The organism is Weizmannia sp. FSL W8-0676, assembly GCF_038593015.1.
GTDB classification, from domain to species: domain Bacteria; phylum Bacillota; class Bacilli; order Bacillales; family Bacillaceae_C; genus Weizmannia; species Weizmannia coagulans.
In genome coordinates this window covers 2,462,852-2,484,069 of the sequence record NZ_CP151954.1, presented here as the reverse complement: position 1 = coordinate 2,484,069, position 21,218 = coordinate 2,462,852, and the positions used below count along the sequence as shown (strand labels likewise).

The following is a 21,218-nucleotide window of genomic DNA, read 5'->3' as shown; positions in this document are numbered from 1 at the left end:
TGGTGAGATGATATCTTCTTATTTTTGAGGAATTTTCGATAAAGTTCTATTGAATTCGACATTCTTTTCATGAATTCCTCCTGTTGTGTGTTATTCGCCTTTGTTTTCGACATTTTTTGACACGTATATTGATAGATCATACCCGCATAATTCAATGATTTTTTTGGCTTGTGAATCAATATTATCGGGTAAGAGCCTTAATTTTTGTCGATTTTGATTTATAAGGATCACGGTGATATCTTCTAATTGCTCTAACAATGCTTGACCTGTGGGTTGATAGAGTTTCCTTTTTCCTTTCAAGATTAGAGATAGGTTCTTTTCTTTCAGTTCTTTTCTAACTCGATATTCTAAAATTCCATAGATTAATAAAGCCATCACATACACAATCCCTAAGGCCTCAACCCTTTCCGGGGTTTTCAAGTAAATGGCATCAATCATTTGTGAATCTTTGATTAATCGGAAACGGGTCTCAACGGCCGACTGTCCTTTATAAACCCTCAAAACTTCTTGATTGGATAGTGTCTCCTCGTCTAATTTATTTGTGATTAAAACAAAAGTGCTGAGCATTCTTTTCTTATTTTCGATAAAATCATGATCTTTTTCAAACGATTCCAGTTGTATCTGATAGATTTGTTCTCGTTTTGTCTGTTCGTCCTTTTTAGGTCTTCCTCTCTTTTTTCGTTTGATAGGTTGATCACTCATCTGGACGTTTAGTTTATAACAGAAATATGAAGCCTTTTGTTTTTTCTTAAAAGATTGAATTGCTTCTAGTGCGTCCTCTTTACAATGAAAGATAACTTTACTTAGTTTTTCTATCTCTTTTTTTAATTTTATTTCTTCCTTTTCGATCGCCCGATTTAGGGTTTTCTCTTTTCGTTGATCTAAATTGTTTGAGTGGACAACAAGAAACCGGTAAGGAAGGTTTTGAATTTGTCTTTCAAAAGCTTGAATTTGGTAAATAGCTGCGTCTTTTTTATTGCTAAGTGAGCCTACCCTTTCCCAGTTATTGAGCAACCATGCCTCTTTCTTTAGTTCTGTGCTTAAACCGAATGTATCAGGTAAACGGGAAATAAACGATAAATTTTGTTGTTGAATTTCCGCTAGATTTTCCGTTGTGATTAATGCAGAATCGGCTTGATAAATGAGATTTTTCCAATCTTCATGGGAAAGGATTTTTCTCATCTTTTGAATGAATTCCACATTCCAAGATTTATCCGAAGTATTCCCATTTTCTACTTTTGCAAGAATAGGAATTCGTTCAGGTGTGACCCCCATCCCCAGAACGATTTGTTTTAAGTCAGGCCTATGGGCCTTACTATACCCGTACGTAATTTGCAGTCCATCTTCCTTCGGTTGTTTATATTCACCGTAAACAGAAATTGATGTTGTATCGTTATGGAGTACACCAATAGGAAGATTCAATTTTTTTAATGCTTTTAATGCAAGGGTGGAATATACTTTCCATGCTTCGGCTTTATACAAGTAATCTAATGCTCTTCCTAATGCATCATCATTTAATTGATCGGGTGAAACCGATGTATCGAAAAGCATCTCAGAATCTAGGTTTTGATAGAATTCATGAACCTTATAAAGGGGCTTGCCACTGCATAAAATGTTTAAGACAAGGGCTTTAATCCTTGTTCCGGGTGAGATATGACAACGGACAGAATCCCATTTGACTAAATCATTAATGGTTTTTTCGAGTTCTATTTCATCACACAGTTTAGATAAAAGTTGAGACGGCCCCACATGTAAGGTTAAAATTTGATCTGACATAAAAATTTCCTCGTCTTCCCCTAGTTTAGATAATCATTCAATTCTACAAAGAAGGAGAAAATTCCTTTAAAAAAATCTTAAAATGGAAAAATTTACGTGCGGAATATGCGGATTAAGCTACTCATTCCTGTGGTAAATATTGTAAAACGGAAAAGGATGATTTTTTTTGAAAAAAAAGAGCCATGAAAGCCACTCCTTTGTTAAGATATAAGTACGACCAAATATCCAGGGAGTGATTTCATGACTATTTCTATTCTAACACAAACCAGAGACTTTTCAATACAACAAAATTTGATTCCCCACAATTGGCAAGACTATGCCGATATACCATTTGTCATTCCAGCCATGTGTTTCCCATGGGAGATTTTTAAGCCGATTGAACGAGAATACTACACCCTTTTATATTTGCACCTAAAAAATGAAAGAGCACATGATCCTTCTAATGAAATACAACCGGCACTATTTTCAATAACGGAGGAAGAAGACAAGTCTGCGTCTTCATTATTTCGTCCCTCTCCCGCAGGGAGAAAACCGCATCCTTTCATGCCCTTTTTTCGTGCTTTTGAACTGGCCTCTTTACAGTATATTGAAGTGATGGTGGAGAGTGTCTATTTGCAAGTGAAATCAAACCCGCTATTTGCCACCATGTGTGGATTTACGGAGAAAATTCCGAGCTACCGTTCCTTTGCTCGTTTTGATCAAATCATGACAACAAATGGTCTTTGGGAAAAAGCCCGGCTATTGGTTGTTGAATATAATAAAGGGGAAGGCGTGGTTGAAACGAATGAGGAAGCAGCCGCCGTGGATACATCGCATATAGAGGCAGAAGCAACCTTGAATAAAACAAGGAAGACGTGTTCTTGTGAGGGTAATTGCGATTGCCCCAGAGTCCTTACGGACGACAATGTAGGGGTAATGCGTAAAAGTAATGCAGTCTCCTATATTGCGCATAAATTATCAATGGTATGCGGGGTGAGATCCGGTTTGCCTTTGACGCGGGAAGTATTTAAAGGAAATACACCCGATGGGAAAACATTAGAACCGACATTGGAAACGTTTAAGACAGAGCACCCCGAGATGGCTGAGCAGTTGAGCTTTATCCTGGCAGATGGAATCTACCAAACGCCGGAAAATCAAAAAGTGACAAAGGATGTATTACAGGCGAAATTGGTGGCACCGATCAATCCACGGAACCGTAAAGATAAACCAACTACCGCCCGAGGGATTGAAAAAATCAACCGGTACGGCACTCCCATCTGTATCAGTGGGCATAAAATGGAACTTAGAGGATCTGATCGGGAAAAGGGGCAATATATTTACACTTGTCCTGTATTTCATCCAAATGCCAAGCAAGAAGGTCTCACCTGCCCGCTAGCGAATCACGCGGAATGTTGTAATGGGGCAGCACAAGGAAGAGTATTTAGGATAGACTTTGATCAAACGCCTCAAGTAGATGTCGAGTTGCCTCAACATGGGCGCACATTTGAAGTGTTATATAGTGCCAGGACGATCATCGAAAGAATCTTTGGCATTCTAAAAGACGGATACAGTCTCCGTCGTGTTCACAAGCGTGGGAAACAGGCAGTTGAAGCTCATGTAGATCGATGCATGATATCTATGCACATCATGGCAAATATGGCGTACCATCAGACAGGAAAGGCCAATTGTGGATGGACACGCAATCGGCTGCAAAGAGCAAATTAAGTTATTCACAGGTGGATATGTGAATAAATAAAATGAGCGTTTCCTTTCCACAAAGGGTAGTGAAAAAAACCCATTTTGTGAAGGCGGGATACGTATGCCCTTTTTTTGAAGGAAAATGACCGTTTTACTTCTATTGAATTGAAAATCTGGATGAAAAGGCAAAAAAACCGGGATAATTAATTTTCCAGAGCCTCGCTCAAGGGTATATTTTTATTTTGGCAGAGGCTCTCTGCTTAGTTTTATAACTGGTCTAATAATGATTTTTGTTATTCAATTAGCAACATTTTATAGAAATTTACAAATAAAAACGGGGAGAATGGATGGAGATACGACCTATACTCTATTAAGTTCTAGTTTAATAGTTATTCCGATAATTTTATTTGTTTTAGCGCTAATCTTTTTTCAGTTGCATATCAAAGATAAACAAAAACATTAAAAATCTCTTATTTGGGCTTGTACGTGGTTTTAAGAATACGATGATATAGGCAACACGATGAGAGTTATATTTGAAGTGGATTTATGAAGTTCCCTCTTTCACGATTAATCGCTATGAAAAAAAAGGACGAACCGCAAGCCAAAATGTCCTTCAAAAGGGCATTCAGCAACAAAACAGCCCCGAGCTTTTTGAAAAGCTTGGGGCTGTTTTTTATGCAGATGGCTGGCAGGCCGCCTTGTTTTTTTCTGAGAGATACAGGTCTATTTCTTTTGCGGCTTTTTTGCCTTCCTGCATTGCCCAGACAATCAGGCTTGCGCCGCGTTTCGCATCGCCGGCGGCAAAAATGCCTTCCCGGTTTGTCCGGAAACTCCCGGGCAAGGTGTGTATCAGCCCGTTTTGAAGTTCGATGCCGGCTGATTTGGCATCATCGACACCCTGGAATCCGATCGCGATGAGCACAAGATCCGCATCCCATACCTGCTGTTCCGCTCCCCGCTGATCTGAAAACGGCACGGTGGTAAGCCCTGTTACTTCGCCGTTATCATTACCGAGAAATGCTGTGGTTTGGATATAGTATTGCCGCGGATCTTCTCCAAACACTTTAAATGATTCTTCATATGCATAATCCAGCGTGAACAGGGAAGGGTTCACCGGCCATGGTTCGTGTTCCGGGCGTTCTTTCGGCAGTTCTCCGTGTTTTCCGAACTGTACAACGCTCTTGCACCCTTGCCGGATTGCGGTTGCCACACAGTCTGCGCCGGTATCGCCGCCGCCAATGACAATCACTTTTTTTCCTTTTGCCGATATTTGCGGTTCGCCGTTTTCCCCATGGTCAAGCAGGTGTTTCGTATTGGCTTTCAAATATTCCATCGCCGGGTAAATGCCTTTTAAATCACGCCCCGGAATGTCCATGTCACGTTGTTTCTCCGCGCCGATGCAAAGCAGGACGGCGTCAAAAGCAGCCTCCAGTTCTGCAAGCGTGATGTCTTTGCCGATTTCGGTATTGGCTTTAAATGTGATGCCTTCCGCCTGCAACAGGTCCACTCTGCGCTCTACATACTGCTTTTCAATTTTCATATTCGGAATCCCGTACATGAGCAGCCCGCCAAAACGGTCTTCTTTTTCAAAGAGGGTAACATCATAGCCTGCCTGGTTTAAATCGTCAGCTGCCGTCAATCCGGCCGGCCCGCTTCCGACAACGGCTGCTTTTAAGCCGTTCCGTTTCAGCGGGATTCTCGGCTTGATCCAGCCTTCTTCCCAGGCACGGTCAATGATGGCTCTTTCAATGCTTTTAATGGTGACAGGTTCACTGACCAGCCCGGCTGTGCACGAGCCTTCGCATGGTGCCGGGCAGGCGCGCGATGTGAATTCCGGGAAATTATTGGTTAAAAGCAAACGCTGGTAGGCCTCTTCCCATTTTCCCTGGGCGGCAAGGGTGTTCCATTCCGGAATTAAATTATACAAAGGGCAGCCGCTCGTTTGCCTGCCGATCAGTTCCCCCATCTGGCAGAACGGGGTGCCGCATTCCATGCAGCGGGATGCCTGCGTTCTCAGTTTTTCTGCCGGAAATGGCTGCACGTATTCTTTCCATGTAGCCACCCGTTTTGCGGCATCCAGTTCTTTCGGTTTTTCACGTTTCTGGTCAACAAAATCTGTCGTTCCGCGCATGTCTCACACTCCTCACAAATCACCCGGCCGCTGCCGGAGGGATATAGATGTCGTACAATTTCAGCTTTTTTCCGGAAAAAAGTTTCCGTTTTGCGTGCGATGCTCCATTTTTCTTAAAACAGCCATCCTCGTGCTTCTTATCGGTCCGCTGACGGGACATGATAGGTCTCCGTTTTTTTCGTTTCAATCCACACACAATCCTGTAAATCCATCCGGACGCTTCCGGATGGATTTACCCATCTACTTTACTTCTGTCGGGAAAGCTTTTTCTTTTTCGATTTCCGGCAGGTGCTTTCCGGATTTTTTATATTCAAAAGCGGCAAGCCTCGCTTCATCAAGCGGCATTTGCTGATCCAGGAAGTACTGGATGAGTTCCATCATCGCTTTGTATTCGCGTGGAACAATCTTGACAAACTGATGCAGGGCCAGCTCCCAATTCTTCAAAATCCGTTTGGCAACAGGGCTGCCGGTGTATTGATAATGTTTCTGGATCATATGGTAAAGTTCGCGCATATCTTCATCAGAATCCACACCTTCAATGCTGACAAGTTCCTGGTTGATCCGGGATAAAACTTCATCTTCGCCCATTGCGCCGGTATAAATGTAGGCAATCCCGCCGGACATCCCGGCCGCAAAGTTTTTGCCGATCGGGCCGAGCACGGCAACGCGTCCGCCGGTCATATATTCGCAGCCGTGGTCTCCGATGCCTTCGACAACGGCATGTACGCCGCTGTTACGGACACAGAAACGCTGGCCGGCTGTTCCGCGGATATACGCTTCGCCCGATGTGGCTCCGAAAAAGGCGATGTTGCCGATGATGGCCTGTTCTTCGTGCCGGATCCATCCGGCAACCGGCTTCACAACGATTTTTCCGCCCGATAATCCCTTTCCAACATAGTCATTGGCATCTCCTTCAAGGTTCAGTGTTAGGCCTTTTGGAATAAAGGCGCCGAGGCTTTGCCCTGCTGAACCGTGCAGATGAATGTGGATAAAATCTTCCGGAAGCCCTTCGTCACCGTATGTTTTTGTAATGATATGGCCCAAAGTGGTACCGATTGCCCGGTCGGTATTGCGCACAGGCAAGGTGACCGCTGTTTGCTGCCTGTTCCGGACGGATACGGATAAATGGTCCAATTCACGGCTGTCAAAGCGTTCTTCCAGTTTATGGTTTTGCGCCGTTTTGCCTTGCACAGCAAATGGTGTATCACCCGCTTTAAACAGTAATTTATCAAAATGAAGCTGTTTCGCTTTCCAATGGTTTTTAACCTCATCTTTCACTTTCAGCAAGCCGGTTTCGCCGACAAGTTCATCAAGGCTGCGGTAGCCGCATTCAGCCAATATTTCGCGGACCTCTTCTGCGATGAACCGCATATAGTTGACAACATATTCCGGTTTGCCCATGAATTTGGCGCGCAGCTTCGGATTTTGCGTGGCCACGCCGACCGGGCATGTATCAAGATGGCAGGCGCGCATCATGATACAGCCGAGGACAACAAGCGGGGCAGTGGAAAACCCGAATTCTTCGGCGCCAAGGCAGGCGGCGATGACGACATCACGCCCGGTCATCAGTTTACCGTCTGTTTCCAGTACGACACGGTCACGCAGGCCGTTCAGCGTTAGCGTCTGATGGGTTTCTGCAAGGCCGAGTTCCCATGGCATGCCGGCATGTTTGATGCTCGTTTGCGGGCTCGCCCCGGTGCCGCCGTCATGGCCGCTGATTAAAATCGTATCGGCCAGGCCTTTCGCTACACCGGCCGCGATGGTCCCGACGCCTGACTTTGCCACCAGTTTTACCGAAATGCGGGCGCGCGGGTTGGCGCTTTTCAAATCGTAAATCAGCTGCGCCAGGTCTTCAATCGAGTATATATCATGGTGCGGAGGAGGCGAGATTAAACCGACGCCCGGAGTGGAGCCGCGGACTTCGGCAATCCACGGATAAACTTTCGAGCCCGGAAGCTGGCCGCCTTCGCCCGGTTTCGCACCCTGGGCCATTTTAATCTGGATTTCGTCCGCATCTGTTAAATACAGGCTGGTGACGCCGAAACGGCCGGATGCCACCTGTTTAATGGCGCTCCGTCTTGAATCTCCGTTCGCATCAGGCGTGTAGCGTTCTTTTTCTTCGCCGCCCTCGCCGCTGTTGCTTTTTCCACCGATGCGGTTCATCGCAATCGCGAGTGCTTCGTGCGCTTCTTTGCTTAATGCCCCGTACGACATCGCGCCGGTTTTAAACCTTTTCCAAATCGATTCGACCGGCTCCACTTCATCCAGCGGAACAGGTTTCCGGTTGCTCTCGATGGCCAGCAGGCTCCGGATCGTGGCGTACGGACCGTGGTGGTACGTTTCCGAAAATTTGCGGTACAGTTCCTTGTTGTTCGTTCTGGTTGCCTGCTGCAAAGTGTACATCATTTGCGGGTTGAACAAATGGTATTCGCCGTCTTTCCGCCATTGCAGCTCGCTTCCCGGATCAAGCGCTTTGTTGTGCTGGAAAAGCAATTTCTGCGCTTTTTCAAAACGTTTCAATGATTCCTGGCCGATTTCCGCGAGCCCGATCCCGCCAAGCTGCGAGACGGTGCCGGTAAAATAGCGGTCGCAGACGCTTTCCGCAATGCCGAGCGCTTCAAAAGTTTGCGCCCCGCGATAGCTTTGCATCGTCGTAATCCCGACTTTCGACATGATTTTGACGACGCTTTTCTTAAGGGTGGTTAAATAGTTTTCACTTGCTTTTTTATACGGCAGATCGATATGCCCTTCGCCGATTAAATTTTGAATCGTTTCAAGTGCGAGATACGGGTGTACCGCATCGGCACCGTAGCCCAATAGAGCGGCCATATGGTGTGAATCCCGCGGTTCACCGGAATCCAGCACGATGCTTGCTTTCGGCCTTGTGCCGGAGCGGATCATATGCTGGTGCAGGGCTGAAACGGCAAGCAGGGAAGGGATCGGCACGGCACGATGGCCTTGCGCACGGTCGGAAAGAATTAAAATTTCCGCACCTTCCCCGATTTTTTCGTCCGCTTCCCTGAGCAATTGTTCCAGCGCCTGGTCAAGGCTGATATCCGGCGAATGGTACGCAGGAAGAAAAGCCGTTATCATTCCCTGGTTTAAAATGGCGTTAAATTTGGCCGTGCTTAAAAACGGGTGTTCCAGCCGGATTTTTTTATGGGCGGTATCGTCATGGCCGTCAAGCGATACTTGCGGGCCGAGCCAGGTAACCGTAGATATGACGTATGCTTCGCGAATGGAATCAATCGGGGGGTTTGTGACCTGCGAGAAGCTTTGTTTGAAATAATGGAACAAAAGCTGCGGGCGCTCCGATAAAACTGCAATCGGTGTATCGACGCCCATTGCCCCGATCGGTTCATTCTTTTCCTGCGCCATTGGCACGATGGACTTTGTGCATTCTTCATAAGTGTAGCCGAATAATGTCTGCCAATAAGCCAGTTCATTTTTTTCAAGACAGGATGCAGCCGGGATAAAGTGGCTTTCCTCCAGGTCTATCACTGAATCTTCGAGATGCTCTGCATACGGTTTTTCAAGGCTGACCTGTGCTTTTAGTTCGTCGCTCGGGATAAGGGCCCCCTTTTCAAGATCCACGAACAACAGCTGACCCGGTTTTAAATGGCGCCGTTCTTTGACGTTTTCCGGCTCCACATCGACGACGCCGACTTCAGATGCAAAAATGATTTTATCATCATGGGTAATGTAGTAACGGGCCGGGCGCAAGCCGTTTCTGTCAAGCACCGCCCCGATTTGTTTTCCGTTCGTAAACTCGAGCGCCATCGGTCCGTCCCACGGTTCCATAATCTGGCTATGGTATTCATAAAATGATTTTAAGTAAGGCGGCAGGTCTTCGTTGTCTTCCCACGGCTCCGGCACCATCATCATGATCGCATGCGGAAGGGAGATGCCGTTTGTTGTTAAAAATTCAAGGACATTGTCAAAAATCGCCGAATCCGAACCGTTTTTGTTGATCACAGGCTGGATTTTTTTCAATGTGCCAAGGTCCAGTTCGTTTGCAAACAATTCGATTTTTGCATTGAACCAGTTGACGTTCCCTTTGATGGTGTTGATCTCTCCGTTGTGGGCGATCATCCGGTTCGGGTGGGCCCGCTCCCAGCTGGGAAACGTATTGGTGCTGAACCGCGAGTGGATCAGCGCAAGGGCAGATTGAAACCGTTCGTCCGCAAGATCAGTGTAGAACAGAGGGAGCTGTTCCGCCGAAAGCATGCCTTTATATACAATTGTCCGGTTCGAAAAACTGGCGGCATAAAAAGAGGAACCGAATTTGTTCTCAACCAGTTTCCGCAATATATAGATCTTTCTTTGAAAAACCGCTTCTTCCGTGTTATCGTTTGAAGAAGAGACGAAAATCTGAACGATGTGCGGCCGCGATTCTTCCGCCTGGCGCCCAAGAACTTCCGGATTTACCGGAACTTCACGGACACCGGGCACTGAAAGGCCGAGTGATGCAGCCTGGATGCGGAATTCATTCAGAATGTCCTCCGCAGCATGCGGATCATGCGGCAGAAAAAGCATTCCCACTGCATACTCCCCTTTTTTTGGAAGGGTGAAGGAGCATACGGCCTCAAAAAACGCGTGCGGGATTTGCATTGAAATACCGGCGCCGTCGCTCGTTGTCCCGTCGGCATTTTTACCGGCGCGGTGGTCCAGCCTTCTCAGCATCTCCAAAGCAGTGGTGATGATCTTATGAGACGCACGGCCCTTGATGTCCGCGTAAAAGCCGATGCCGCATGCATCATGTTCAAATTCAGGTCGGTAAAGTCCATAATGTTGATTATTCATTGCTTCACATTCCTTCCATCATCAGGTCGAGTCCGAAAAGTAAGATTATTTTAAATTTTACCCTCTTGTTATTCTTTCTTACAATATATAGTTAAGATGAAATTAATCTCAAATTGAGAATGGTGTGATTCGCATGGAGTTAAGACAGTTAATTTATTTTATTGAAGTCGCCAAAAGGGAGCATGTGACACACGCTGCAGATGAGCTGCATGTCGCCCAATCCGCCATCAGCCGGCAAATTTCCCTTTTGGAAGCCGAACTTGGCGTTTCCCTTTTTTGGCGTGAAGGAAGGAATGTCAGGCTGACGCCGATCGGAAAAGTTTTTTTAGAACACGCTGAAAAAGTCGTGCTCGAAATTGATAAAGCCAAGCAAAGAATGCAGGAATTCCTCGATCCGGATAACGGGACGGTCCGCCTCGGTTTTTCGACCGGGTTATCGGTCCAGACCTTTTCTTCCCTGTTGGCACAGTTTCGCGAAAAACATCCCGGCCTCGAGTACCAGTTTGTGCAAGGGACCCCCGGCTATTTGATCCGGTTGATTGAAAACGGGGAACTTGAGCTGGCGCTTGCCTCTCCTGTGCCGGATGACCATCCCGGGGTTAGCGGTGAAATTTTATACATGGAAAAGCTCATGCTGCTTTTCCGCCGCGACCACCCGCTTTCCGGGCAGGAAATGATCCGGCTCGCCCAGCTGAAAAACGAACGTTTCATTACATTCCGGGAGGGCTTTTCGATTCGTGAAATTCTGTTCTCCGCCTGCCGGAAGTCCGGTTTTGAGCCTGCGATTGCATTTGAAGGCGAGGACATGGAGACGATTAAAGGCCTTGTTGCAAGCGGAACGGGTGTTGCAATTCTGCCTGAGCCTGCGCTATTATTTAATCTGTCTGAAGAAATCGTAAAAGCGGAAATCAGCGATGTAGAACTGATGCGCCCGGTCGGCGTGATGATCCCGAAAAAAAGGGAAATGGCGGCTTCAGAAAAAGCCCTTTATGCATTTTTAACATCATTTTATGACAGGCTGAACCGGTTCCAAAGATAAGCCAGCGGAGCGCCGCGCAATCCGAATCGGTTCCGGAACAAGGGACAGCCGCGTTTCTGTAAACCGGGCTTCAGGCAGGCGTGGAAAATGCCGCATTCCAGGGTGATAAGGAGCAGGATGCATCGCGGCTTTTTGAAAAAGGGAGAGCGTTGTAAAAATCATAAAGAAAACGGAGAAGGTGGAATCATTGGCAAATAAGGTGGCACTTGTAACCGGATCAAGCAAGGGGCTGGGCCGGGCGATTGCGCTCGATCTTGCAAAGAGCGGCTATGATCTGGTCATCAATTATGCGCGCAGCCGGCCCAAAGCCGAAGAAGTGGCAGCAGAAATTGAAAAGCTGGGGCAAAAAGCGCTTCTGATCAAAGCAAATGTCGGGGACGTGAAAAAAATAAAAGAAATGTTCGCGCAAATCCGGGATACATACGGCAGGCTTGATGTGCTTGTCAATAATGCCGCTTCAGGTGTCGAGCGCCCAGCAATGGAGCTGGAAGAACGCCATTGGGACTGGACGATGAATATTAACAGCAGGGCGCTCCTGTTTTGTGCGCAGGAAGCCGCCAAACTGATGGAAGAAAACGGCGGGGGAAAAATTGTGAGCCTCAGTTCGCTCGGTTCGATCCGCTATATCGAAAATTATACGGCGGTCGGTGTGTCGAAAGCAGCGCTTGAAGCTTTAACCCGCTATTTGGCAGTTGAGCTGGCGCCGAGTATTTGTGTGAATGCAGTTTCGGGCGGCGTATTGAATACGGATGCGCTCAAGTCTTTCCCGAACCGCGAAGCACTACTGGAAGACGCGCGGAAACATACGCCGGCAGGAAGAATGGTTGAGGTCGAGGATATGGTGAACGCCGTGCGCTTTTTAATTTCAGACGAGGCGTTTATGATCCGCGGCCAGACGATCATTGTGGACGGCGGCCGCTCGCTTCTTTTAAGTTGAGCACGCCAGCTTTGAGTTCCTTTATTTTCCAGTTTTTATGGGAAGGATAAATCGTTGCGCCTCTGGTTACATTAATACCCGTGGAGGTGATAACGATGGCAAACAACAAAAACTTCAATAAAGCTGCCAAAGGAAATTTTGGTTCTGAATTTGCCAGCGAAACAAATGCGCAGGAAGTAAGAAAGCAAAATGCGAAGTCTGCTTCCGGCCAAGGTTCTTTCGGTTCTGAATTCGCAAGCGAAACGAACGCACAGGAAGTAAGAAAACAAAACCAGCAATCTGAAGCGAAAAAATCGCAAAACGCCGGGCAATTCGGCCAGCAATAACCGATAGAAAGAGGTTTCCCGAACCGGGGGCCTCTTTTTTCTTTTAAGGCTTTCGGAGTTCGACAAAAGAAGTCAAAGGATTTTGCCCTTCCATCGAGAATATGTGTGAATGAAAAGTTCAATTCATCCTTTAGGGGGTAAAAAACTTTGATGGAAGAATTTAATCGGCTTGTGGCACAGCAAATGGACACGATGGATAGGCTGCTGTTTTTGCAATCGGAAATGGAGAGATGCAACGAAGTGAAAAGCGAACTATTGAAGTTGCAGGAAGAAACAATGGCGGAAGATATCCTTGATGAAATCGGCCGGATGAATAAAGAATTGCAGGAAATTGAAAAAGTTTTTGAATCGCAGACGGTTGAACTGATCCGGGTTTATCGCAGTTCAAAAATTTGCACATAAACAATCCTATTTCAAATAGGATTGTTTAGTTTTAATCGCGTTCAGAAACCGTTATAATAGATAGAAAACAGATCGTTTGATTACATAAGTTTCATTCCGGCACATAACGGGCACAGGTTTACATATAAACAATCATGAAAGTGGGCATGAGATGATGGGAATCCCGGCAGAAGGTGATAAAATCCAAATCCAAAGTTATAAGCATAACGGCCATATTCACCGGATATGGGAAGAAACAACCGTTTTGAAGGGCACAAAAAGCCTGGTGATCGGGGGAAACAACCGGACTTTGGTAACCGAATCGGACGGAAGGACATGGATTACGAGAGAACCTGCAATCTGCTACTTTCATGCCGACCACTGGTTCAATGTTATCGGCATGATCCGTGAAGACGGCGTCTACTACTACTGCAACTTGGGGTCGCCGTTTGTTTATGACAGTGAAGCGTTAAAATATATTGATTATGATCTCGACATCAAAGTCTATCCGGATATGACGTTTACGCTGCTGGATGAGGATGAATATGAATACCACCGCAAAAAAATGGGCTATCCCGATGTCATCGACCATATTTTAAAGCGGAACGTGGACATTCTCATCCACTGGATCCGGCAGCGGAAGGGCCCGTTCAGCCCCGACTTTATTGATATTTGGTACGAACGCTATCTGACCTATTTGCGTTAAGCAAACCGCCTGTTGAACGCCAACAGGTTTTTTGTATGCGTAAATTTTGAAAAAATGAGGGAAATAAATGGTACGTTTTGTTTGCTCAGGAGGTTCAATGCATGGGTAGTGTGAAAAGATACATGAAATTTGTAAAGCCGTATTGGTTTCAAATCGTTGCGACGATCATCATCGGGATCATCAAGTTTGCGATCCCGCTTTTAATCCCGCTTTTGATTAAATATGTGATCGATGATATTATCGGCAACCACGGGCTTTCACCGGATGAGAAGCTACATAAGCTTGTTTGGGTGATGTCGGCCATGCTTGCCATTTTTGTCATCGTCCGGCCGCCCGTTGAATATTACCGGCAATATTTTGCGCAGTGGACGGCAAGCAAAATCTTGTATGATATCCGCGGCCGCTTTTTTACCCATCTTCAAAAATTAAGTTTCCGGTTTTATGCCAATACACGCGGAGGGGAAGTCATTTCCCGGGTGATGAATGATGTCGAGCAGACGAAAGATTTTGTCATTACCGGGCTGATGAACGTCTGGCTCGACATGACAACGGTCGTGATTGCAATTGTCATGATGTTTATGATGGATGCCCGGCTGACTTTGATTTCACTCGCCGTATTTCCGTTTTATATTTTTTCGGTCAAATATTTTTTCGGCAATTTGCGTTTTTTGACGAGAAAACGGTCGCAGGCGCTGGCGGAGGTGCAGGGCTATCTCCATGAGCGGGTGCAAGGCATGGCGGTTATTAAGAGTTTTGCCATTGAAGACCATGAGCAAAAGCAGTTTGACAAGCATAACCGCAATTTTCTGGAAAAAGCGCTGGCACACACGAGCTGGACGGCTAAATCGTTTGCGGTTGTGAACACCATTACCGATATTGCGCCGCTGTTAATTATTTTTGTTTCCGGCTATCTCGTAATTAAAGGCAGCCTTACCGTCGGCACGCTCGCGGCGTTTATCGCTTATATTGATAATTTGTACAGCCCGCTCAGAAGGCTCGTCAACTCCGGCACGACGCTGACGCAGGCATTCGCTTCAATGGACCGGGTGTTTGAACTGCTGGATGAAAAATATGACATTGATGACCGGCCGGGCGCGGTAGAGTGCCGGAATGTACGCGGGAATATCCGGTTTGATGGCGTCGAATTTCGGTATGATGATGAAAAAGAGCCGGTGTTAAAAAATATCAATCTTGAGATCAGGGCAGGGGAGACGGTTGCCTTTGTCGGGATGAGCGGGGGCGGCAAGTCTTCCCTTGTGAGCCTCATCCCCCGGTTTTATGATGTGACAAAAGGGGTGGTTTACCTGGACGGCCAGGATATCCGCACGTTTAAAGTACAAAGCCTGCGCGATAAAATCGGAATGGTGCTGCAGGACAATATTTTGTTCAGTGATTCGGTGAAATCCAATATTTTGCTCGGGAATCCGCAGGCGGCGGACGAGGAAGTCGTACAGGCGGCAAAAGCGGCGAACGCCCACGGCTTTATTCTGAATCTTGCCGACGGGTATGAAACAACGGTGGGCGAGCGAGGCGTTAAACTGTCCGGGGGGCAGAAGCAGCGGATTGCGATTGCGCGCGTATTTCTGAAAAACCCGCCGATTCTCATTCTCGACGAAGCGACATCCGCGCTTGATTTAGAAAGCGAGCATCTGATCCAGGAAGCCATTGAAAAACTGGCGCGCAACCGGACAACTTTAATCGTTGCCCACCGGCTGTCCACCATCACCCACGCAGACCGCATTGTCTTAATTGAAAACGGGGAGATCAAAGAAACCGGCACCCACGAACAATTAATGGAAAAACAAGGGCTCTATTACAACCTATTCCAAATCCAACAACTGGATGATTAGAAAAGCGGAGGGCGCTTGCCCGTCGGCGTATGAATTTCACAGTCCCCGAACTGAGATAAAGGAAGCACGGTGAGCCGCAGGCGAACCGATGCTGACTTATCGTAGGGGAGGGGACTGGAAATTCACTAGCCGACAGCGCCCGGAGCTGGACAAAGAAAAGCGGAGGGCGCTTGCCCGTCGGCGTATGAATTTCATAGTTCCCGAACTGAGATAAAGGAAACACGATGAGCCGCAGGCGAATCGATGCCCGCTTATCGTAGGGGAGGGGACTGGAAATTCACTAGCCGACAGCGCCCGGAGCTGGACAAAGAAAAGCGGAGGGCGCTTGCCCGTCGGCGTATGAATTTCATAGTTCCCGAACTGAGATAAAGGAAACACGATGAGCCGCAGGCGAATCGATGCCCGCTTATCGTAGGGGAGGGGACTGGAAATTCACTAGCCGACAGCGCCCGGAGCTGGACAAAGAAAAGCAGAGGGCGCTTGCCCGTCGGAGGGATCCCGTTTAAACGACGGGGTCTCCGGTTTTTTTTGTCAGGAAATGAAACAAAATTTCCTTTATAAATATAATAATAAAAATATGTTGAAATATTGTTTCAATGTGCATATAATATGAAAGGAGGGATGCATGATTGCTTGGATTTTCAATATACTTGAATGAAGACTGGTCAGAAGGGAAGGAAGCCTGCATTCGCCAAATGGCAGCAATTGGAATGGAAGGAATTTTTACATCCCTGCAGCTTCCGGAAGATGACCCATCCCAATACCGGAAAAGGCTTGCTCCGCTCTTAGAGGCTGCAAAACGGAACAAGATGAAAGTCATGATCGATGTCTCCGGAAACGTGCTCCGCCATATCGGGCTGTCCATTGATGATCCTGTACGCATTATTGAAAGCGGTATCAATGGCTTGCGCATCGATGCCGGGGCCAGCTGGGAACAGGTTGCCCGCCTGTCGAACACGATGACGGTCGGATTAAACGCCAGCACATTAACGGAACAGGATTATGAGCAGCTGAAACAGCATGACGCTGATTTCAGCCGGCTGGAGGCCTGGCATAATTATTACCCGAGGCCCGGAACCGGACTGGATGAAAATTGGTTTTACGAAAAAAACAAATGGCTGAAAAGCAAAGGATTCAGCATTACGGCATTTGCACCCGGCGATGGAAAACTAAGATTTCCTTTATATGAATCCCTGCCGACATTGGAAATCCACCGCCATCAAAATCCGCTGGCAGCCATCTGCTCGCTGCTAAGGGATTATGCGGTTGACCATGCTTATATCGGGGATCCGGGGTTAACGCCGCAATCCCGCAGCCAGATCAGGGAATTTTTTTGCCATGATACCATACTGCTTCATGCAACGGCTGCAGGGCCGAAATGGCGCCCGTATATATTCAAAACCCACCGGAACCGGCTGGATGTGGCAAAGGACGCCATCCGCAGCGAGCAGTCGAGAACATGCAATCAAAAGGACGATATCGGGCCTGAAAACAACATTCCCCGCCACAAAGGGAGTATTACGCTCGACAACAACCTGTACGCAAGATACAAAGGGGAATTGCAAATCACAAAGCGGAGCCTGCCTGCCGATAAAAAAGTAAACGTTATCGGGCAGATTGCCGGCCGCGACTTGCCGCTCCTTGATTTTATTGGTTCAGGTACACGGTTTAAAATGACGGACAATGAAGGTGAAAACGAATGGACTTAGAAAAACTCGCCACAGAACAGCGCAACGAAAAAACAATGGATCTTGATACGTTGTCAACAAGGGAAATTTTGCAATTGATGAACGAGGAAGACCAAACGGTTCCAATCCGTGTTGGGAAGGAACTGGCACAAATCGAAAAAGTGGTAAAAGCTGTTATCCGTTCTTTTAACCAGGGTGGACGTTTGATCTATTGCGGAGCAGGTACAAGCGGTCGGCTCGGTGTTCTCGATGCTGTCGAATGTGTACCGACATTCAGTGCGGACCCTTCCATGGTGCAGGGGCTGATCGCAGGCGGCAGTGCGGCAATGACGGTTGCCGTTGAAGGGGCGGAAGATTCGAAAGAGATGGGGGAAGAAGATTTAAGGCGCATCCATTTATCGGAAAAGGATACAGTAGTCGGTATTGCGGCAAGCGGCAGAACACCGTATGTGATTGGCGCGCTGGACTACGCGAAAAAAACCGGTGCTGTGGCGGCGTCGCTTTCCTGCAACAAAAATGCTGAAATCAGCCGCCATGCCGATATTCCGATCGAAGTGGAAACCGGGCCTGAAGTGTTGGCGGGATCAACCCGGCTAAAAGCAGGCACCGCCCAGAAACTCGTATTGAATATGATTTCAACTGCTTCAATGGTCGGAATTGGAAAAGTATACGGGAATTTAATGGTGGATGTAAAGCCGACAAACGCAAAACTGGTGGAGAGATCGAAATCGATTATTATGCAGGCTTCCGGATGCAGCTATGAAGCAGCTGAACAGGCTTTTTACGCAGCCGGCAAAAATGTGAAGCTGGCCATTGTAATGTTGTTAACCAATCTTTCCAAGGAAGAGGCAGAGGAGAAAATGGCACAGGCAAATGGTTTTATTAGAAAAATCGTTTAAACCGGGGGATGAAAAAAATGACCGAAACGAAAGAACAAAGACTGGCAAGGGAAATTTACGAAAATGTCGGCGGCATGGGAAACGTCGAAAAGATCATCCATTGCATGACAAGAGTCCGGCTTACCATTGCGGATTACAGCAAAGTCAATATCGAAGGTCTGAAAGCGGTTGATGGCGTGCTCGGCGTCGTGGAGGATGAAACGCTCCAGGTCGTGCTTGGCCCTGGTATCGTCAACAAAGTCGCCAACCTTATGGTACAGCAGGCCGGTGTAAAACTTGGGGAAAATTTTCCGAAGGCTACGGGCCATCAAGATGCCGGGCGGTCAAACCGCGAAATGGTGGAAGCCAAAGCGGCCGAAGTAAAGGCAAGGGAAAAGGCGAAACATAAAAGTAACGGTTTCAAAAGGGCTTTAAAATCGATTTCCAATATATTTGTACCGCTTATTCCGGCTTTTGTCGGCGCCGGGATTATCGGCGGGGTTGCTGCCATTTTCCAAAATATCATGGCTGCGGACTCCTCAGCCCTCAGCCAGAACTGGGTGTCCGTTATTACGACATTAAACATTATTAAAAACGGATTGTATCTCTATTTGGTCATTTATGTCGGGATCAATAGCGCAAATGAGTTCGGGGCGACACCGGGCCTTGGCGGGGTCATCGGGGCTGTGACGATGCTGACCGGCATGGATCCGAAAAATCCGCTTCCAAATATTTTTACCGGAGATGCCCTTTCCCCTTTACAAGGCGGGATCATCGGTGTTATTTTTGCAGTATGGATTTTAGCGCTTGTTGAAAAAAGGCTGCATAAAATTGTTCCAAATGCTGTGGATATCATTGTAACACCAACAATTGCATTATTAGTTGTCGGACTTTTTACTATTTTTATTGTCATGCCGGTCGCAGGCGCGGTATCAGGCGCGCTTGTCGGGTCGATCACGTGGGTGTTGAAAGTCGGCGGCGCTTTTTCAGGATTTATACTGGGGCTTGTCTTCCTGCCGATGGTTATGTTCGGCCTGCACCAGATTCTCACCCCGATCCATATTGAAATGATCAATAAGACAGGGATGACCCCGCTGTTGCCGATCCTTGCCATGGCAGGCGCAGGGCAGGTTGGCGCGGCGATTGCTTTATGGATCAGGTGCCGGAAAAATAAAAAACTTGTGCAGCTGATTAAAGGGGCATTGCCGGTTGGTATTATGGGCATTGGCGAACCGTTAATTTACGGTGTGACTTTGCCGCTTGGGCGCCCGTTTATTACCGCGTGCATCGGCGGCGGCATCGGCGGGGCAGTGATTGCAGGCATTGGCAATATCGGCGCGATTGCGATCGGCACAAGCGGGATTGATTTAATTCCGCTGATTGCGCACGGGCGCTGGCTCGGTTATATCGCAGGCTTGGTTGCCGGCTATATTGGCGGCTTCGTTGCCACCTATTTCTTCGGCGTCCCGAAAGATGCCATGAAGGCGACAAACGCAGATCGTGAGTGATGGAATTGGAAGAAAATATTATTTTGCAGATTAAATCCAAATTAAGCAGTCTGTCAAAATCAGAAAAAAAGCTCGGGAAGTATATTCTCAGCCACGCTGTGGAAACGGTCAATGACAATACGAGCGAGCTTGCGAAAAAAGCAGGCGTCAGCCCGGCCACCGTTGTCCGCTTTTGCCGGTCGATCGGGCTTTCCGGCTTTTCACAATTAAAAATCAGATTGTACGCGGATGCATCCGGGCTGGATCGGGAAATTTATACGGATATCACATCAAATGAAGATATTGCAATGATTGCTGATAAACTGGCTTTGCGGTTTAACCAGTCCATCACACAAACTGCAAATCTTCTCGAGACCGGCTGCATTGAAAAGATAACGGCCATGGTGGATAAAAGCCCGGCTATATACGTATACGGAATCGGCGCCTCCCATGTAGCGGCTGAAGACTTCATGCATAAGTTTTCAAGAATCGGCAAGCCGGTGGTCCACACGCTGGATCACCATCTGCTTGGTTCTTCATTGATCAACGCCTCCAAAGACTCTATGTTTGTGGCCATTTCAAATTCTGGCGAAACCAATGAAGCCATCAAACTGACGCAGATTGCCAAACAGAACGGGCTTTTTACAGCGGGCATCACACAAAAACGGGACAGTACGCTTGCCCGTATCGTGGATGTGCCTTTGATCCACCATGGCGGGGAAGCGGTCCTGCTGAGAAGCGCGGCAACCACATCCCTTGCAGCACAACTGTTCACGATTGATGTTTTGTACTTCGCCTATGTTGCGCGGCATTATGAGGAAATCATGCATCGCTTAAAAAACTCAAAAATCAATATCCAGACCTTTTTCCGCAAAGAAAACAACTAAAAGCCGGCCCTTAAGCCCGGCGTGAAAAGCGCAGCAAACAAAGCGGCCGTTTTGGAAACGGAAAATCTTTGCTAAAAAGCGAAAACAGAGTAGCGCCGGCCCGTATGGGAACAGGGCGGTGCATCCAATAGGGGACGGCAGGCCTGCCGTCCCCTATTGGTCTTCCAGTTCATCAAGATTGAGTTCTGATTGTTCGTGGTGATAGGTTTGGGACACGGTGATCAATTTTTCCAGATGTTCAAGCTCTTCCTGGTAATCCACAAGCAGTGCCAGCAGGTTCATCACGTGGTAAGACTGGAGATCGGTGCGGAAAGTCTCATCTTTTAAGTTCTGCAGAAAAATGTCCATCAGCTCATTCCGCTGTTTGTCGGCCGTATTGCATTTTTGCGCATGGGCTTTGACCTTTCCAAGAAACATGAGCAGCATCTTTTCATGTTCGTTCACAAGATATTCCATTTGTTCCTGAAGCATGCTCCGGAACGTTTCCGGCAGCCCGGCAATATCCGCCTTGTACTGCTGCAGCCGTTTTAAAATAATATAGCTTAGGGCTTGCTGAATAAGCAAAAATTCCAGATTTGACAAGGATTTTGGCTACTTTTGTCGAATATAAAGTGTAAGGATTTCAAAGGAAACACGTAAAAAACCTTGCACT

General features: G+C 47.2%; 15 protein-coding genes. 11 read left to right on the top strand and 4 right to left on the bottom strand.

The genetic code is table 11. From position 1 onward, the window contains the following. Positions 1–90: 90 nt before the first annotated feature. Complete coding sequence (locus NST20_RS12325; protein ID WP_342399513.1) at positions 91–1,776, bottom strand: IS1634 family transposase; 1,686 nt, start codon at positions 1,774–1,776, stop codon at positions 91–93. A gap of 240 nt (positions 1,777–2,016) precedes the next feature. Here NST20_RS12325 and NST20_RS12320 point away from each other — a divergent pair, with 240 nt between their 5' ends. Further along, positions 2,017–3,480, top strand: coding sequence for a transposase (locus tag NST20_RS12320; RefSeq protein WP_342399478.1), 1,464 nt, complete (start codon positions 2,017–2,019; stop codon positions 3,478–3,480). Positions 3,481–4,126: 646 nt separating this feature from the next. Here NST20_RS12320 and NST20_RS12315 read toward each other — a convergent pair. Continuing rightward, positions 4,127–5,584, bottom strand: a complete 1,458-nt coding sequence (locus NST20_RS12315; RefSeq protein WP_342399524.1) for a glutamate synthase subunit beta — start codon at positions 5,582–5,584, stop codon at positions 4,127–4,129. A 240-nt stretch (positions 5,585–5,824) separates the two neighbouring features. Then, positions 5,825–10,387, bottom strand: a complete 4,563-nt coding sequence (gene gltB / locus NST20_RS12310; RefSeq protein WP_342399523.1) for a glutamate synthase large subunit — start codon at positions 10,385–10,387, stop codon at positions 5,825–5,827. A gap of 124 nt (positions 10,388–10,511) precedes the next feature. Here gltB and NST20_RS12305 point away from each other — a divergent pair, with 124 nt between their 5' ends. From NST20_RS12305 to NST20_RS12260, 10 genes are all read left to right on the top strand, one after another. Then, positions 10,512–11,426 carry a LysR family transcriptional regulator gene (locus NST20_RS12305; RefSeq protein WP_061566703.1) on the top strand — a complete coding sequence of 305 codons (915 nt, stop codon included), beginning with the start codon at positions 10,512–10,514 and terminating at the stop codon, positions 11,424–11,426. A gap of 187 nt (positions 11,427–11,613) precedes the next feature. Then, positions 11,614–12,363 (top strand): enoyl-[acyl-carrier-protein] reductase FabL, encoded by a 750-nt coding sequence (gene fabL / locus NST20_RS12300; protein WP_013860274.1) that lies wholly within the window; start codon positions 11,614–11,616, stop codon positions 12,361–12,363. Between the two features lie 95 nt (positions 12,364–12,458). Continuing rightward, a complete protein-coding gene (locus NST20_RS12295; RefSeq protein WP_013860273.1) occupies positions 12,459–12,689 on the top strand; it encodes a gamma-type small acid-soluble spore protein in 231 nt (76 codons plus the stop codon). 147 nt (positions 12,690–12,836) lie between these two features. Next, complete coding sequence (locus NST20_RS12290) at positions 12,837–13,091, top strand: YgaB family protein (RefSeq protein WP_017551406.1); 255 nt, start codon at positions 12,837–12,839, stop codon at positions 13,089–13,091. A 154-nt stretch (positions 13,092–13,245) separates the two neighbouring features. Further along, a complete protein-coding gene (locus tag NST20_RS12285) occupies positions 13,246–13,776 on the top strand; it encodes a DUF402 domain-containing protein (protein WP_061566747.1) in 531 nt (176 codons plus the stop codon). Positions 13,777–13,877: 101 nt separating this feature from the next. Further along, on the top strand, positions 13,878–15,626 hold the full coding sequence (locus NST20_RS12280; protein WP_265114863.1) for an ABC transporter ATP-binding protein: 1,749 nt from the start codon (positions 13,878–13,880) through the stop codon (positions 15,624–15,626). A gap of 629 nt (positions 15,627–16,255) precedes the next feature. After that, positions 16,256–17,335 (top strand): MupG family TIM beta-alpha barrel fold protein, encoded by a 1,080-nt coding sequence (locus tag NST20_RS12275; protein ID WP_342399522.1) that lies wholly within the window; start codon positions 16,256–16,258, stop codon positions 17,333–17,335. Then, complete coding sequence (gene murQ, locus NST20_RS12270; RefSeq protein WP_019721552.1) at positions 17,326–18,213, top strand: N-acetylmuramic acid 6-phosphate etherase; 888 nt, start codon at positions 17,326–17,328, stop codon at positions 18,211–18,213. The genes NST20_RS12275 and murQ overlap by 10 nt, the downstream gene beginning before the upstream one ends. 17 nt (positions 18,214–18,230) lie before the next feature. Then, a complete protein-coding gene (locus NST20_RS12265; protein ID WP_013860267.1) occupies positions 18,231–19,700 on the top strand; it encodes a PTS transporter subunit EIIC in 1,470 nt (489 codons plus the stop codon). Then, entirely contained in the window at positions 19,700–20,566 is an 867-nt protein-coding gene (locus tag NST20_RS12260; RefSeq protein WP_017552884.1) for a MurR/RpiR family transcriptional regulator, read from the top strand. The genes NST20_RS12265 and NST20_RS12260 overlap by 1 nt, the downstream gene beginning before the upstream one ends. Positions 20,567–20,719: 153 nt before the next feature. Here the strand turns inward: NST20_RS12260 and NST20_RS12255 are convergent, their stop codons facing one another. Continuing rightward, positions 20,720–21,148, bottom strand: coding sequence for a hypothetical protein (locus NST20_RS12255; RefSeq protein ID WP_342399521.1), 429 nt, complete (start codon positions 21,146–21,148; stop codon positions 20,720–20,722). Between the last annotated feature and the right edge of the window lie 70 nt (positions 21,149–21,218).

Bases quoted from the DNA above. Each gene is read 5' to 3' on its own strand.
- NST20_RS12325 (WP_342399513.1), bottom strand. From the start codon at position 1,776: ATGTCAGATCAAATTTTAACCTTACATGTGGGGCCGTCTCAACTTTTA.
- NST20_RS12320 (WP_342399478.1), top strand. From the start codon at position 2,017: ATGACTATTTCTATTCTAACACAAACCAGAGACTTTTCAATACAACAA.
- NST20_RS12315 (WP_342399524.1), bottom strand. From the start codon at position 5,584: ATGCGCGGAACGACAGATTTTGTTGACCAGAAACGTGAAAAACCGAAA.
- gltB (WP_342399523.1), bottom strand. From the start codon at position 10,387: ATGAATAATCAACATTATGGACTTTACCGACCTGAATTTGAACATGAT.
- NST20_RS12295 (WP_013860273.1), top strand. From the start codon at position 12,459: ATGGCAAACAACAAAAACTTCAATAAAGCTGCCAAAGGAAATTTTGGT.
- NST20_RS12285 (WP_061566747.1), top strand. From the start codon at position 13,246: ATGGGAATCCCGGCAGAAGGTGATAAAATCCAAATCCAAAGTTATAAG.
- NST20_RS12280 (WP_265114863.1), top strand. From the start codon at position 13,878: ATGGGTAGTGTGAAAAGATACATGAAATTTGTAAAGCCGTATTGGTTT.
- murQ (WP_019721552.1), top strand. From the start codon at position 17,326: ATGGACTTAGAAAAACTCGCCACAGAACAGCGCAACGAAAAAACAATG.
- NST20_RS12265 (WP_013860267.1), top strand. From the start codon at position 18,231: ATGACCGAAACGAAAGAACAAAGACTGGCAAGGGAAATTTACGAAAAT.
- NST20_RS12260 (WP_017552884.1), top strand. From the start codon at position 19,700: ATGGAATTGGAAGAAAATATTATTTTGCAGATTAAATCCAAATTAAGC.